The organism is Amycolatopsis sp. H20-H5, assembly GCF_035828755.1.
Taxonomy (GTDB): Bacteria; Actinomycetota; Actinomycetes; order Mycobacteriales; family Pseudonocardiaceae; genus Amycolatopsis.
This window is the reverse complement of sequence record NZ_JAYMZS010000078.1, coordinates 1-14,444: the sequence shown is the minus strand read 5'-3', so window position 1 is coordinate 14,444 and position 14,444 is coordinate 1. Positions and strand designations below refer to the sequence as shown.

Below are 14,444 nucleotides of genomic sequence, written 5' to 3'. Positions count from 1 at the left end.
CGCGGCGGTTAACTGGTGGTGGTGGTTTGTGTTGGGGGTGTTTGAGGGGCTGGTGGGGTTTTAGTTTTTTGTGTTTGCTGTTCGGAGTTTGCGCATTGCGTTGGCTAGGGTGGCGGTGTCCGGGCCTAGTGGGGTGAGCACTATTCGGCGTAGGATCTCGGCGCCTGCGGCTCTGGCCTGCTGGGCGATGTCGAGACCGTGGTCGGTGAGGGCCGCGAATGTGACGCGGCGGTCGGTCGGGCTCGGCACGCGGCAGATCAGGTCCACTGCGACGAGCCGGTCGGCGACCTTGGTGAAGCCGCCGCTGGACAGCGCGGCCTCGCCGGCCAGGCGGGTCATCGGCATCCGGTGCTCCGGCGAGCGGACCAGCCGCATGAGGATGTCGAACGAAGCGGGGGCGAGGCCGAAGCGCGCGGCGATCTCACCCATCAGTTTGTCCTGGGTCGCGAGGTAGCCCTCGATCACCAGGCCCCACCAGGTGATGATCTCGTCGTCATTGGTGCACGGGTCGGGTTCAGGCGTCACCGGGGCAGCCTACCGCAAAAGTCTCACCGGAATATATCTTGCTCGCGAGAGGTTCTCGGGTTAGCTTGGTTCCACCGGCCCACCTGAGGAGACACGATGCCGATCAAGACCTCCGGCCTGCACCACGTGACCGCGATCGGCGGCGATCCCCAGCGCAACGCCGACTTCTACCTGCGGACCCTGGGTCTACGGCTGGTCAAGACGACCGTCAACTTCGACGATCCGGGCACGTACCACCTCTACTACGGCGACGGTTCCGGCAAGCCCGGCTCGCTGATGACCTTCTTCCCCTGGAAGGGCGCGATGCCCGGCAGGCTCGGCAACGGCCAGGCGACGACGACCTCCCTGTCCGTGCCCGAGACGTCGATCGGGTGGTGGAAGCAGCATCTCGCGGCGAGCGGTGTCGAAACGAGCCAGGTGCGCGATGCCGACAACAATGCCGACAGCGAGGACACGCTCACCTTCTGTGACCCGGACGGTCTGCAGCTCGCGCTGGTCGCGCACCCGCAGGGCGACCCGCGCGACCCGTGGGACACCAAGCTGGTGCCCGCCGAGCACGCCGTGCGCGGGCTGCACTCGGTGACGCTGTCAGTGTCCAAAGAGGACGCGACGGCCGGGATGCTGACCGACGGCCTCGGCCTCGGCTTCTCCCACCAGGACAGCAACCGCCTGCGGTTCGCCGCGGGCGCGGGCGGGGCCGGAGCGCTGGTCGACGTCCTGGTGACCCCGGACGCGCCGAACGGCTTGGTCTCCGCGGGCAGCGTGCACCACGTCGCCTGGCGGGCGCCCGACGAGCCGACGCAGGCGGCCTGGCGTGACGAGCTGCTCGACAAGGGCGTCGGCGTGACTTCGATCCTGGACCGGCAGTACTTCCGCTCGATCTACTTCCGCGAGCCGGGCGGCACGCTGCTGGAGATCGCCACCGACGAGCCCGGGTTCGCGATCGACGAGCCGCTGCTGGAGCTCGGCCGCGCGCTGAAGCTGCCGCCGTGGCTCGAGCCGGACCGCGACCAGATCCAGGCGATGCTGCCGAAGCTCGACCTGCCCGGGGAGAACAACCCGGAGCTGTCATGACGCTGTCACTCGACCACAAGTACGCGGAAGGCGATGCCTCGTCCCCGGTGCTGCTGGTGCTGCACGGCACCGGCGGCGGCCCGGACGACCTGCTCGGCCTGGCCAGGGAGCTGAGCCCCGGCTCGCCGGTGCTGGCTCCGGCCGGTCCGGTGTCGGAGCACGGCGCGTCGCGCTGGTTCCGGCGGCTCTCCGAGGGCGTGTTCGACCACGAGGACGTCGCCGTGCGGGCCGGTGAGCTGGCGGATTTCGTGCTGGCCGCGCGGGAGGAGTACGGATTCGGTGACCGGCGGCTGGTGGCCGTCGGGTTTTCGAACGGCGCGAATATCGCGGCGGCCGTGGCGCTGCTGAGGCCGGACGCGGTGCGCGAGGCCGCGCTGTTCGCGGCGATGTCGCCGGTGCCCTCGCCGCCGCTGCTGGACCTTTCGGGCTCGCGGGTGTTCCTGTCCAACGCCGAACAGGACGCGATGGCGCCGCTCGCCTCCACCGAGCAGCTGGTCCGGTCACTGCGGGAACGCTCCGCCGACGTCGTCACGCATCGTCATACGGGCGGACATCAGATCACTCTCGACGGTGTCCGGGCCGCGAAGGAGTGGCTGACCCGGTGACCCTGCGCTGCGCGGGGGCCCGACCGTAAGATCGTCAGATGACTTCTGGGGAGCTTGCTCGAGCCACCGCGTTGCTGGACTCCGTGATCCTGGCCGACGGGCACAACGATCTGCCGTGGGAACTGCGGGACACGTCCGGGCCCAACCCGGTCGAAGCGGTGGCGGGAACCGACCTCACCGTCCGGCAGCCGCATCTGCACACCGACTTCCCGAAGCTGGCCGAGGGCAAGCTGGGAATGCAGTTCTGGTCGGTCTACGTGCCGTGCGAGTTCGAGGGCGACAGCGCGGTGACGGCCGTGCTGGAGCAGATCGAGGTCGTGCACCAGATGATCGAGCGCTACCCGGACAGGCTCGCGCTCGCGACCACGGCGGACGAGGCCGAGGCGGCGTTCGCCAGTGGCCGCATCGCCTCGCTGCTGGGCGCCGAGGGCGGCCACAGCATCGCGGAATCCCTTGGGGTGCTTCGGATCCTGCGTCGCCTTGGCGTCCGGTACATGACGCTGACGCACAACTACAACACGCCGTGGGCGGACTCGGCGACCGACGAACCGGCCTCCGGCGGGCTGAGCGAGTTCGGCCGCGACGTCGTCCGCGAGATGAACCGCATCGGCATGCTGGTCGACCTCTCGCACGTCGCGGCCACCACGATGCGCGACGCGCTGGACACCAGCGTCGCGCCGGTGATCTTCAGCCACTCGTCGTGCCGCGCGGTCAACGACCACCCCCGCAACATCCCGGACGACGTGCTCGGGCGGCTCGCGGGCAACGGCGGCGTCGCGATGGTGACTTTCGTGCCCGCGTTCGTGTCGCCCGCCGTCGCCGCGTGGGACGAACGGCTGAAGGCCGCGATGAATGCCGACGGCCAGGACTACCGGCGCCTCGACCTGCGCGGGAAGTTCGCCGAGAGCTGGGACGGCCCGCCCAAGCCGGAGTCGACCGTCGAAGACGTCGTGGCGCACGTCGAGCACGCCCGCGAGGTGGCCGGGATCGACCACATCGGCCTGGGCGGCGACTACGACGGCGTCGGCAAACTCCCGACCGGGCTCGAGGACGTCTCGAAGTACCCGGTGCTGTTCGCGGCGCTCCTGGCGCGCGGGTGGAGCGAGGCCGACTGCGCGAAGCTCGCGGGGCAGAACACCTTGCGCGTACTCCGGGACGCGGATTCGTTCACCCATTAGTGGGTTCAATCCGGCGAAAGTCCCCCGATAGGCGGAGAATTAACGCATGACTCATGGGCAGGACAGCGCCGCCACCCCAGTAGAGCCCACCGGTCCTGCCTACCCGGATCCCGCTCATCCCGAGGCCGCCCCGACTGATCCCGGGACCATCGAGCCCGTCGGCTACGGCAAGCACGGCAAGGTCGAGCACGTGCCGGTCGCCAAGATCAAGCACACCAGGGTCAGTGGCACCTGGGTCGCGGTGATCGTCGCGCTGGTGGTCCTGGTGTTCCTGCTGATCTTCATCCTGCAGAACCTCGACACGGCGACGGTGCATTTCCTGGGCATCGAGGGCAGCCTGCCCCTCGGCGTCGCGATGCTTTTCTCGGTGATCGCCGGCGGCGTCCTGGTGGCGCTCATCGGCGGCGCCCGCATCCTCCAGCTCCGCAAACAAGCCAAAAAACCCCGCTGACCCAGCCTTCCCCCCAACTGCCCCTGAAGGCCACCTTCACGGCGTTTTACGCCGTGAAGGTGGCCTTCAGGGGCAACTCGCCTTGCGGGGTTGGGTGGTCAGGAGACGACGATCGAGACCATCCGGAGGACGGTCTCGCCGACGGCCTCGTCACCCTTCAGGGAGACGCGGTCGCGCACGTCGTCGATACGGACGTTGCGGGTGCAGAGGCGCCAAAACGTGTCGGCGTCCGTCGCGACCGAAGCCAGCGGCGCGCGCGAAGTCGGCGTCGCGCGGTCCAGCAGCCAGCCGTCGGGCGAACTGACCGCCGTCCACCGGCCGCCCGACGAGCCCGTCACCGTGTAGGACACCTGACGTCCGACGCGCGCCGAGACCTCTCGCAGGGTGAACGGCAGCGCGCGCATGAAGGTGTCGATCACCGGCGCGCGCCACGTCGGCGTGTCGAGCGGCGGGGCGCCGACAGCCGCACGGAGCTGCTGCTGGTGCACCCAGTACTCCGTGTACTCGCGCGCCGCGGCCAGCCAGCTCGGCGCGGGTTCCGGTCCGGCCCAGGTCACCGGCTCGCCGAGGTCGTCCAGATCCAGGCGTCCCCACAGCTGCGGGACCTGGGACGTGCTGTCCACCAGCATCGCGAACAGGACCTCCGGCGACAGGCGGCGGCAGGCGAGCACCCATTCGGCGTTGATCCGGTCGAGGAACGCGCCGAACGCCTCGCCCGGCCGGGGCTCGGTCGTCCGGTAGCCGTCGCGGTCGCGGGACAGGAGGCCGAGCTTGTCTCCCAGGATGTGGGCGGCGAGGTCGTGCACCGTCCACCCGGCACAGGCCGTCGGCGCCGCCCACTGTTCGGCGCCGAGGCCGCCGAGCACCTCGATCAGCGCCTGTTCCTCCCCGGCGAGCAGCGGCAGAACGTCGATCGGCGGTCCCCAGCGGGTCGGGCTCATGGGGTGATTCAACACTCAGGGCGATCACGATTCGGCCGCCACCATGCCGCCGATTGGCCTACTCACAGGTAGCATCACCGCGGAACCGAGGGGAGCCGCCCGTGACCAACGACCGACCCGCCGACCGGGGCACCGGTGATGAGCTGGCCAACCTGGTGCAGCGCGCCGGGCAGCTCGCGGGCTGGGCCGCCCGCACGGGCTTCCAGTTCGGCAAGCGCCTGCCCGGGATCGACACCGCCGAGCGCGGGATCCGCACGGTCGAGCGCCAGCTGCTCACTGAGCTGCGCCGCCGCCTCGACGAGGTCGACGACCCGTACCACGCCGCGCTGACGGCCGCGTCCGCGATGAACCGGACGCCCGCCAACGGCACCCGTCCCTCGATCGAGGTCACCCTCGTCCCGGCGCGCGACAACCACATCGAGCCGCTGCGCGCCGCGATGGCCGAGCTGCTCAACCACTCCATCGGCTTCGGCCGCGAGCGCGCCAGGGAGTACCTGTACGCGATCATCCTGCGTCAGCTCACCCCGGACGAGGCCCGCATCCTTTCCGCGCTGTCCGACGGCTCCCCCTTCCCGCTGATCGACGTCGCGGAGCGGACGAGCCTGGGCGCGGCGGGGCGGATCGTGCTCCGCAACGCCTCCACCGTCGGCAAGGCGGCCGGGGTGTCGCTCAACGACCAGGTGCCCGGTTACCTCACGCGGCTGATCGGGCTCGGCCTGGTCGACCTCGACGAAGAGGTGCCGTCACTCGAGACCCAGTACGAGATCCTGATGACCGACGAGACCGTCCGCGAGGCGGAGAACGCGGTCAAACGCGTGAAGTTCATCCGGCGCACGGTCCACATCTCGCGGCTCGGCGCCTCGTTCTGGCGAGCCTGCGACCCGAGCCTGCGCTGAGCTCCTCGCCCATGAGCGCCATCCTCGACGACTTCGCCCGGCACTGGGTGCTCTACGTCTCCATTCCGATCGTCGCGGCGCTGATCGGGTACGGCACCAAGATCGTCGCGATCCGGATGATGTTCCAGCCGGTCGAGTTCATCGGCATCAAGCCGTTCCTCGGCTGGCAGGGCGTGGTCCCGAAACGCGCCGCCCGGATGGCCAGCATCGCCTGCGACACGATGACCCAGCAGCTGATCAAACCGGCCGAGATCGTGGACAGGCTCGACGCGCGGCGCGTCGCGCAGGAGATCGAGAAACCACTGCTCGCGGCGGTCGAGGAGATCGTCGTCGACATCGCCGAGCACTACCAGCCGGGGCTGTGGGAGTCCCTGCCGGTGCGCGTGCAGCGGCTGGTGATCCACCGGGTGCAGGCCGAGTCGCCGCGCATGGTCGAGGCCGTGCTGGAGCTCATCAAGTCCGATGTGGACAGTGTGTTCGACCTCAAGGGCATGGTGGTCACCAGCCTGGTCAAGGACAAGCGGCTGCTCAACCGGATCTTCCAGGAGGCCGGGCGCGAGGAGTTCAAGTTCATCCAGCGCGCCGGGCTGGTGTTCGGTTTCGGCATCGGCGTGATCCAGATGGCCGTCTGGGTGCTGTTCAAGTTCCCGCTGATCATGCCGCTGTTCGGCCTGTTCACCGGCTGGTTCACCGACTGGCTGGCGCTGCGGATGATCTTCTACCCGCTGGAGCCCAAGCGGTACTTCGGCATCCAGTGGCAGGGCCTGTTCCTCAAGCGGCGCCACGAAGTCGCCGAGGCGTACGGCGACCTGATCGCCAGGGAGATCATCACCCCGCACAACGTGATCGAGGCCGTCCTGCGCGGCCCGCTGTCCGACCGCGTCCTCGCGCTGATCCAGCGCCAGCTCGACACGGAGCTCGCCCACCAGGCCAGCGTGGCGAAACCCCTGGTCGTCTTCGCCGTCGGCAGCCGCCGTTACCAGGACATGAAGCTGTCCATCGCGGAGAAGATCATGGACAAGCTGCCGGACACCATGCGCTACATCGAGGACTACGCCACCGACGCGATGGACATCCGCAACGTCCTGGTGTCCAAGATGAAGCAGCTCGAGCCGGAGGAGTTCGAGTCGCTCCTGCGCCCGGCGTTCCAGCAGGACGAGTGGATCCTGATCGCCACCGGCGCGGTGCTCGGCTTCGCCGTCGGCGAGGCCCAGGTCCTGCTGCTGGAGCACTTCGCCGGGTGACCCCCGTCCGCCCGTGAGTGTCATGAAAGGGTCTTTCAGGGCAAAAAGTGTCCGCAAAGACCCTTTCATGACACTCGTGACGGGGTTGCGGGCTGCCCGCTCGGGCAGCAATTCCCGCCCGTCCGGGCGGCACGGTCGGCGGTGCCGCCCGGACGGGCACCCGGTCTACGCTGGCCCTGCCTCAAGACTGACCGACCGGGCGGGGAGCCATGGCTGAGCAGACGACGGCCCCGTGGCCGCAGGAGATCCGGCTGGCGATGACCATGGTCGGCGGGTCCAGTCTCGCCGTCTGGATGGGTGGCATCGCTACCGAGACCTCGAATCTGCTGCACGAGTCGCGGGCCGCGGACGGCACCGCGTACCGGAAGTTGCTGGATCTGCTCAACGCGACCGTCTCGATCGACGTCCTCACCGGCACCAGCGCGGGCGGCATCAACGCGGCCTGTCTCGGGCTCGCCGAGGCGTACGGCTCGACGCCCGCGGTGCTGCGGGACACCTGGATCGAGACCGGTTCGTTCGAGAACCTGATCCGTGAACCCGGCGAACGTGTGCCTCGCTCGATCCTCAACGGCGACAAGGTGCTGCTCGAAAAGGTGCGTGCGGCACTGGACCACATCGTCGCCGGGTGCGGCAAGCCCGAGGACCCGCCGGACATCACCGTCCTGCTCACCGGCACGATGATCGACGGCGAGACCACCCGGTTCGACGACGCGCTCGGGAACCTGGTGCGTGACACCGAACACCGGCTTCTGTTCCGCTTCAGCGGTCCACTGTGGACGAATGACGACGTGACCGCGCACCTCGCGCTCGCGGTGCGCTCGACGGCATCGTTCCCGGGCGCCTTCGAGCTGTCCCGGATGCCGGTGGGCGAGGACTGCGCGGATTCGCTGCACCCCGACATGGCCGAGTACACCGACGTCGCCCGTTCGCACTGGCTCACCGACGGTGGCGTGCTGCTCAACAAGCCGCTGCGGCCCGCGCTGCGCGAGATCTTCGAGCGGCAGTCGCACGCCGACGTCCGCCGCTTGCTGCTCTACGTCGTGCCCACCGGCGAGCGCGAAGCCGAGCAGGTTCCTTGTGACGCAAAGAATCCGCCCCTGCTGGCCGGGGCGATGAGCCGGGTGGTGTCGACGGTGATGAGCCAGACGATCACCGCCGAGCTCGAGGATCTCACCCGCCACAACGACGCCGTCGTCCGCACCAGGGGCACCCGGGTTTCGCTGGCCGCGATGGGCGTGCGCGGCGGCGCGGACAAGCTCGTCGACCCGCGGCTGATGGACGACTACCGCGAACGCCGGGTGCAGGAGGACGCCACCGCGCTCGTGCGGGAAGCGACGCGCAAGCTCGACCGGGCGGACGTCGGCGGGCCGGGCAGGCAGTGGGCCTCTGGCACGTCCGAGCAGCTGCGCACGGCGGCCGCCGAGGGCCTGAGCGACGAGCTGCCGAAGACGAAGCCGGGTGACACCTGCACGCTCGACGAGCTCGTCAACTACCGCACGACCGCGCTCGACGACTCAGTGGCGACCGGGCTGCAACTGCTCAACGCCGGTTTCCGGCTGGCGATCTCGCCCGCGCAAGCGGCTCTGCTCAACAACTATCGCGAGCAATTGCACGAGGCGCGCCACGTCGCCGCGCGCGCGGACCGGCTCATCGGGTGGGTCGCCGAGCAGGACCCGCCGGGCCCCGGGATCGAGTTGTCCGACTGGGTCAGGTCGCTCGCGACGAACTGGGCGGGACTGGGCCGGGTCGAGGAACTGCGGACCGCCTGGCCGTTGGTCGCCGACGCGTTGCGTGCCGCCGCGCCGATCCTGCAGAAGCTCGCCGCGGCCGCCCCGCCCGACGACAAGGCCGCCGACACGGTGCGGACCCTGCTGCGCTGGTTCGGCCTCCCGGAAGCCGGTGACAGCACCGTTTTCGCGCGGCTGATCACCTTGCACATCGCGACGCGCGGGCTGCTCGCGCAGCCGCCGTCGGTCGATCAGCGGGTGGACCTGGTGCAGGTCAGCGCCGATTCCCGGACGCTGCTCGACATGGCGCGCCCGCGGTCGTGGGACAAGCTGACCGGGATGCAGGCCGACTACTTCGGCGCGTTCTACAAGGCGTCCTGGCGCGCGAACGACTGGATGTGGGGCCGGATCGACGGCGCTGGCTGGCTGATCCAGTGTCTCCTCGACCCGAAACGGCTGATGCAGCTTCGACGGCTCGCCGGGCCGGAGGCGTTCCGCGAGCAGGTGCGCGGGACGTTCACCGCGATCGGCTGGCACCCGCCGTGTGCCGAGGACGGGCTCTCCGCGTCCGACCGTGACTCGCTGCTGGTTCAGCTCCGCGAGGAACTCCGGTTCCTCGGGCTGGACGCGGGCCTCGGCGACGCCGGGTTCACCGACGAACTGCCGGTCAGCATGCCGGTCACCGCGATGGTGCTCGCCCGGTCGCGGCAGCTCGCCATCGCGCGCGAGGAGCTGCCGATCGTCGGCGAGTGGGCGGAGAAGGACGCGCACAAAGACGTCGGTGGCAACGGGAAGCCGTCCGAGACCTTCCGCAAGCTGCTGAAGGACAGCCCGCCGGTCGACGACGAGTCGGCGCGGCGCGCGTTCCAGACCTGCCGGATTTCCGCCGAGCGGTTCGAGGGCGAACTCGGTTCCCCGCTGCTCACCCGCACGCTCGTCAAGGCCGGTGCGACCGGCATCAACGCGCTGACCGGCGCGACGTCGATGCCGAAGGCCCTCCAGCCGGTGGCGACCTTCGCGCAGGCCGCCGGGCGCAGCGCGTGGTGGGTCACCAAGGGCGCGGAGACCCTGGGCAAACCGTGGAACATCCTCGCGGCGGCGGTCACCGTGCTGGCCGGCTTCGTGCTGACCGGGCAGGGCGGGCCGGTGCTGCAGTGGGTCGGGCTGCCCGTGGTGGCGGGCGCGCTGGTGTTCCTGGTGGTGAGCCTGCTGAACCTGCGGAAGGCCTGGCGCGCGCTGTTCGTGGTGCTCGGTGTGCTGGCCGTGGCCTGCCTGCTGTTCGCGGCCTTCCTGCCGCCGGTCCGCGGGCCGTTCTTCGGCTGGCTGGGCGACGTCGTCGCGTCCTGGCGACGCGGCGAGGCCCCGGTCTGGTGGCTCGTGGTCGCGGCGCTGCTGATCCTGCCCGCGCTCGCCACCCCGGTCACCGCGCTGGTCCGTGTCGTCCGGCCCCGCCGCTGACGCGCGACCTGCGCGTCGGCAACTGTCGACGGCCAATCGGGTGAATCGGACAGGAGGCGTTGTCGGCCTCGATGATCCACTGCTACCTTGGTCAGTACGGTGATTTGTCGCGATAGCAATGTGAACAATCTGTTCGATTGCGCCGACTGAACCGACCGCGTCACATACGTGGATCCGAGGGGGATTCTGCTTATGGCCGGCGAATGCCGACATTTTCGCGCAGTCCTGCGCTGCGCGCACTACAGATCACTCTCGTCAGTTCGCGCGTCGAGCCGCGAAATCGAGGGGGAGTGAAGAAACAGTTCTACCACCGGCACGAAACCGGTGGCGCGATGGGCATCGTCTGGGAAAATTCCTTCCAAAAAAACCAGGAGATCGAACAATGCGCAAAACTTTCGTCACCGTGGCCGCTGCGGCCTCGGCATTCCTGATGCTCGGCACGGGTGTCGCCTCCGCCGGAGTGCACGGCGATTACCTCGGTTCGGGCATCGCCATCCGACGGTCGCCGGTCAGCGGCACCATCGACGGACGCGGCTATCCCGGGCAGGGCGAATGCACCACCGTCGCACAGAAGGCCAGCGACGGTTACTACTGGGGATATAACCGCAACGACACCACCCGGGTCGTCGGCTGGAGCCGCGGGGACTACCTCAGCGTCGACGGCCGAGGCTGCTGAACGCTGAGCTGACGCACCATTGCTGAACGGCTTTCCGGGGCGGCGGTCCCGCCCCGGAAAGCCCTGCCAATTCTCCTTCGTCGCACGTCAAACGCGGGTAACGTGATCACTATGAAGAAGTCCTTCGTCTTCGCGCCGCTCCTCGGCGTGATACTGCTCGGCGCGATACTGCTGCTGGGCACGGGTTGTTCCTCGGACAAGCCGGCGGCCCCGGGCGACGCGGCCGCCACGCTGCCCGAACCCACGGTTCCGGCCAGCCCGGCACCGGCCCCGGCCGCCGCGGACGCGGTGCACCTGCCGCTGGATCCGTACGTCCGGCTCGCCGCGGGCAGGCAGGACACGCTGACAAAGGCAGGCGACATCCTGACCGCGAAGTGTATGCGCGGCAAGGGATTCGACTACGTCTCGGGGGACAACCCCGGCGGCTCGGCCAAGGACGTCGCGCCCCTGCCCGACTACGGGGTCAACGATCTCAAGCAGGCCAGGGAGTCCGGCTACACGCCGCCCGGCAGCGGCACCCTCCAGTCGCTCGCCGAGCAGGGCGGCAAGGTGCCCACCCTCGATGACGCCGTCCAGAAACACGGCGCGGCCTGGGTCAAGGCGCTCTACGGCTTCGCGCCGCCGGAAACGAACGGGACGGGTGGCTGTTTCGAAGCGTCGATCCCGCCCGTTCCCGAATACGACAAGCTCGACAAGGAACTGGCGGGCAGGCTCGCCGGGCAGGCGGCCGATCGCACCCGTGGTGACAGCCGGGTGGTCGCGGTGACGGCGGCTTGGAGTGGCTGCATGGGTGAATCGGGATTCCAGTACAAGTCGCCGCTCGAACCCCGTCAGCAGAAATGGCCGACGCCGCGAAGCTCGACGGAAATCGCCACCGCCGTCGCCGATGTGATGTGCAAACAGCACACGAATCTGCCCGGTATCTGGCTCGCCGTGGAAAGCGGTTATCAGCAGGCGCTGCTCGATCAGAACGCGCCCGCGCTCAATCAGTTGCGTGACGCTTGGCAACTGGTCATCAAGCAGGCCGAACAGGTGATCGCGAACGGTGGCTGAGGAGAATTCCAGGGTCGGTATGATTACGGGTATGGAAGCCTCGGGGGCTGATCTGCCGAAGGCACCGGAGACCACCGGCGCCGGTAGTGTCCTGGGGCGGCGCAAGCGCATTCTTCTGCTCGCGCTCGGTGCCGTCGTACTCCTCACCGCGGGCGGCCTGGTCGGTGCCGCCTTCGTCAAATCGCCCGCGCAGGTCGCCGCCGAACAGAGTCCGGCCGCGCCGACAGTGCTGCTCGCCGCGGTGAAGAAACAGGTCGTGGGCACCACGGTCGTGCTGCGCGGCAGCGTCGCGGGCGCTGAGGACGTCACGGCCACGCCGTCGCCTGCCGGGAGCGGCGGCCCGCAGCAGGCGGCGAAGCCGCTCGTGACAGCGACCCCCAAGGCCGCGGGCGCGCTGGTGAACCCCGGCGACGTGATCGTCGAGGTGTCCGGGCGGCCGCTGGTCGCGCTGGCGGGCGACGAACCCGCGTACCGCGACCTCCGTCCGGGTGACAGCGGCAAGGACGTCACCGAGTTGCGCAACGCCTTGGGAAAGCTGGGGTTCTCCGCCGCCGGGGACCAGGCGGGAGTGTTCGGCGCCGCGACCAAGCGGGCCGTGCAGGCGTATTACCAGAAGATCGGCTTCAGCGCGCCGACGACAGGTGGCGCGAGCGGCGAGGACCAGTCGGTCCTGCAGGCCTCGCAGGACGCGGTGACCCAGGCCGAACGCCATCTGCGCGACGCGGTCGACGCGGCACAGGGCCAGCCGGGCAACGCAGTGAACGACGCGCGCGCGGACCTGGCGACAGCGCAGAAGCGGCTGGCCGACCTCACCACCCGGACCGGCCCGATCGTCCCGCTGGCCGAGGTCGTCTTCCTGCCCTCGTTCCCGGCGCGGATCACCAAGTTCGACGCCCATGTCGGCAACCCGGTCGAGGCCCCGCTGGTCACCCTTTCCTCGGGGCAGCTGCAGGTGATCGGCAGGCTCGACCCGGCCGACCGCGCCGTGGTCCAGGCAGGCGCGCCCGCCGAGATCGACTCGGAGGTCTCGGGCTTCCACGGCACCGGCAAGATCACCGCCGTCGGCGAGCAGGCCCAGCCCACCGCGCCCGCCTCCGGCGAGCAGGGGCAGGCGCAGGGGCAGGCCGGGCAGGCGTCCGGCCAGCCGTTCGTGCCGGTGACGGTGCTGCCCGACGCGCCGCTGGATCCGGGGCTCATCGGCCAGGACGTCCGGCTGACGCTCAAGTTCGCGCAGACCAGCGGGCCGGTGCTCGCGGTGCCGTCCTCGGCGGTCACCTCCTCGGCCGACGGCCGGACCCACGTCGTGGTCGTCGGCGCGGGCGGGGCCCAGCGTCCGGTCGAGGTCCGGGCCGGCAAGTCCGGTGGCGGCCTGGTCGAGGTCGAACCGGTCGCGGGCGGGCTGGCCGAGGGGGACCAGGTGGTGATCGGACGGTGACGGCCGACGCGGGCCCGGTGATCGCGCTGCGCGGGGTCCGCCGCACGTACCCGGGGACGCCGCCGGTGCACGCCCTGCACGCCACGGACCTGTCCGTCGGCGCCGGGGAGTACGTCGCGATCGTCGGGCCGTCCGGCTCGGGCAAGTCCACGCTGCTGCACCTGCTCGGCCTGCTCGACGCGCCGACGGAGGGGGTCTACGAGCTCAACGGCGTCGACGTCGCCGCGTTGCCCGACGCCGATCGCACGACGGTTCGCGGCACCGCACTCGGATTCGTCTTCCAGTCGTTTCATCTGCTGGGGCACCGCACGGCCACGGAAAACGTGGAACTGGCGATGCTCTACAACCGAACCCCGCGTGCCCAACGCCGAACCCGCGCCCGTGAGGCCCTGGACAGGGTCGGCCTCGCCCACCGCCGCGACGCCCTGCCCACGACGATGTCCGGCGGCGAGCGGCAGCGGGTGGCCATCGCGCGAGCGCTGGTGAACCGGCCGAGCCTGTTGCTGTGTGACGAGCCGACCGGCAACCTCGACACCGTCACCTCGGGCACCGTGCTCGACCTGTTCGGCGGCCTGCACTCGGACGGGCTCACCATCGTGCTGATCACGCACGACCACGCCGTCGCCGCGCGGGCGGGCAGGGTCGTCGAGATCTCCGACGGCACGCTCCGCGAACGGGGTCTCCATGCCTAGGTCCGCGCTCGCGGTGAAGGACCTGGCCGCCGAGGCGCTCGCCGGGTTGCTGCAACGGCCGACGCGCTCGCTGCTCACCATGCTCGGCACCATCATCGGCACGGCTTCGCTGGTCGCCATCCTCGGCTTCACGGCGACGACGGCCGGGCAGATCAGCGCCCGGTTCACCGTCCTGTCGGCGACCGAGGTGACGGTGACCGACGCCGGCGCCAAGGCCCGCACGATCGACCCGGTCCTGGACTTCCCGCCGGACTCGGACCAGCGGGTCCGCGCGATCAACGGCGTCGCCGACGGCGGCCGCTACTGGAAGGTGCCGCTGCCGCCGGGCACCAGGGTCAGCGCCCGCGCCCTGCCCCCGCCCCGCGACACCCGGGCACTGGACGTCTACGCCGTTTCGCCGGGGGCCTTGGCCGCCGCGCACACACCGGTCGTCGCGGGCACCCTGTTCGGCGAGTTCCACGAGCAGCGCGGCGAGCCGCGCGCGGAGCT

The 14,444-nt window shown here is 70.0% G+C and carries 14 protein-coding genes; 12 read left to right on the top strand and 2 right to left on the bottom strand.

Annotated features, from left to right (window positions below; all coding sequences use genetic code 11):
* Positions 1–60: 60 nt before the first annotated feature.
* Positions 61–525 carry a MarR family winged helix-turn-helix transcriptional regulator gene (locus tag QMK34_RS32265; protein WP_326418423.1) on the bottom strand — a complete coding sequence of 155 codons (465 nt, stop codon included), beginning with the start codon at positions 523–525 and terminating at the stop codon, positions 61–63.
* 96 nt (positions 526–621) lie between these two features.
* Here QMK34_RS32265 and QMK34_RS32260 point away from each other — a divergent pair, with 96 nt between their 5' ends.
* Genes QMK34_RS32260 through QMK34_RS32245 form a run of 4 tightly spaced genes read left to right on the top strand, consistent with a single transcriptional unit; the run spans position 622 to position 3,833 of the window.
* Positions 622–1,599 (top strand): ring-cleaving dioxygenase, encoded by a 978-nt coding sequence (locus tag QMK34_RS32260; RefSeq protein ID WP_326418422.1) that lies wholly within the window; start codon positions 622–624, stop codon positions 1,597–1,599.
* Positions 1,596–2,204, top strand: a complete 609-nt coding sequence (locus tag QMK34_RS32255; protein ID WP_326418421.1) for an alpha/beta hydrolase — start codon at positions 1,596–1,598, stop codon at positions 2,202–2,204. The genes QMK34_RS32260 and QMK34_RS32255 overlap by 4 nt, the downstream gene beginning before the upstream one ends.
* A 38-nt stretch (positions 2,205–2,242) precedes the next feature.
* Complete coding sequence (locus QMK34_RS32250; protein WP_326418420.1) at positions 2,243–3,382, top strand: dipeptidase; 1,140 nt, start codon at positions 2,243–2,245, stop codon at positions 3,380–3,382.
* A 46-nt stretch (positions 3,383–3,428) separates the two neighbouring features.
* Positions 3,429–3,833, top strand: coding sequence for a LapA family protein (locus QMK34_RS32245; protein ID WP_326418419.1), 405 nt, complete (start codon positions 3,429–3,431; stop codon positions 3,831–3,833).
* A gap of 98 nt (positions 3,834–3,931) precedes the next feature.
* On the opposite strand, the gene QMK34_RS32240 is transcribed toward QMK34_RS32245, so the two are convergent.
* Entirely contained in the window at positions 3,932–4,774 is an 843-nt protein-coding gene (locus tag QMK34_RS32240; RefSeq protein WP_326418418.1) for a maleylpyruvate isomerase family mycothiol-dependent enzyme, read from the bottom strand.
* A 101-nt stretch (positions 4,775–4,875) separates the two neighbouring features.
* On the opposite strand from QMK34_RS32240, the gene QMK34_RS32235 reads away from it, so the two are divergent.
* The 8 genes from QMK34_RS32235 to QMK34_RS32200 all read left to right on the top strand — a co-directional run.
* Positions 4,876–5,670 carry an Abi-alpha family protein gene (locus QMK34_RS32235; RefSeq protein ID WP_326418417.1) on the top strand — a complete coding sequence of 265 codons (795 nt, stop codon included), beginning with the start codon at positions 4,876–4,878 and terminating at the stop codon, positions 5,668–5,670.
* Between the two features lie 11 nt (positions 5,671–5,681).
* Positions 5,682–6,914 (top strand): DUF445 domain-containing protein, encoded by a 1,233-nt coding sequence (locus QMK34_RS32230; protein ID WP_326418416.1) that lies wholly within the window; start codon positions 5,682–5,684, stop codon positions 6,912–6,914.
* Positions 6,915–7,123: 209 nt separating this feature from the next.
* Entirely contained in the window at positions 7,124–10,099 is a 2,976-nt protein-coding gene (locus QMK34_RS32225) for a patatin-like protein (protein WP_326418415.1), read from the top strand.
* 382 nt (positions 10,100–10,481) lie between these two features.
* Complete coding sequence (locus QMK34_RS32220; protein WP_326418414.1) at positions 10,482–10,775, top strand: hypothetical protein; 294 nt, start codon at positions 10,482–10,484, stop codon at positions 10,773–10,775.
* 111 nt (positions 10,776–10,886) lie between these two features.
* Positions 10,887–11,828, top strand: coding sequence for a hypothetical protein (locus QMK34_RS32215; RefSeq protein ID WP_326418413.1), 942 nt, complete (start codon positions 10,887–10,889; stop codon positions 11,826–11,828).
* A gap of 31 nt (positions 11,829–11,859) precedes the next feature.
* Entirely contained in the window at positions 11,860–13,263 is a 1,404-nt protein-coding gene (locus QMK34_RS32210) for a peptidoglycan-binding protein (protein ID WP_326418412.1), read from the top strand.
* Positions 13,260–13,955, top strand: coding sequence for an ABC transporter ATP-binding protein (locus QMK34_RS32205; protein ID WP_326418411.1), 696 nt, complete (start codon positions 13,260–13,262; stop codon positions 13,953–13,955). Before QMK34_RS32210 ends, QMK34_RS32205 begins: the two co-directional genes overlap by 4 nt.
* On the top strand, positions 13,948–14,444 hold a 497-nt coding region (locus QMK34_RS32200; protein WP_326418410.1), incomplete at its 3' end, for an ABC transporter permease. The genes QMK34_RS32205 and QMK34_RS32200, both read left to right, overlap by 8 nt.

What these genes read in the sequence shown, in the direction of transcription:
- QMK34_RS32260 (WP_326418422.1), top strand. Translation starts at nt 622, where the DNA reads ATGCCGATCAAGACCTCCGGCCTGCACCACGTGACCGCGATCGGCGGC.
- QMK34_RS32255 (WP_326418421.1), top strand. Translation starts at nt 1,596, where the DNA reads ATGACGCTGTCACTCGACCACAAGTACGCGGAAGGCGATGCCTCGTCC.
- QMK34_RS32250 (WP_326418420.1), top strand. Translation starts at nt 2,243, where the DNA reads ATGACTTCTGGGGAGCTTGCTCGAGCCACCGCGTTGCTGGACTCCGTG.
- QMK34_RS32245 (WP_326418419.1), top strand. Translation starts at nt 3,429, where the DNA reads ATGACTCATGGGCAGGACAGCGCCGCCACCCCAGTAGAGCCCACCGGT.
- QMK34_RS32240 (WP_326418418.1), bottom strand. Translation starts at nt 4,774, where the DNA reads ATGAGCCCGACCCGCTGGGGACCGCCGATCGACGTTCTGCCGCTGCTC.
- QMK34_RS32230 (WP_326418416.1), top strand. Translation starts at nt 5,682, where the DNA reads ATGAGCGCCATCCTCGACGACTTCGCCCGGCACTGGGTGCTCTACGTC.
- QMK34_RS32225 (WP_326418415.1), top strand. Translation starts at nt 7,124, where the DNA reads ATGGCTGAGCAGACGACGGCCCCGTGGCCGCAGGAGATCCGGCTGGCG.
- QMK34_RS32220 (WP_326418414.1), top strand. Translation starts at nt 10,482, where the DNA reads ATGCGCAAAACTTTCGTCACCGTGGCCGCTGCGGCCTCGGCATTCCTG.
- QMK34_RS32215 (WP_326418413.1), top strand. Translation starts at nt 10,887, where the DNA reads ATGAAGAAGTCCTTCGTCTTCGCGCCGCTCCTCGGCGTGATACTGCTC.
- QMK34_RS32210 (WP_326418412.1), top strand. Translation starts at nt 11,860, where the DNA reads ATGGAAGCCTCGGGGGCTGATCTGCCGAAGGCACCGGAGACCACCGGC.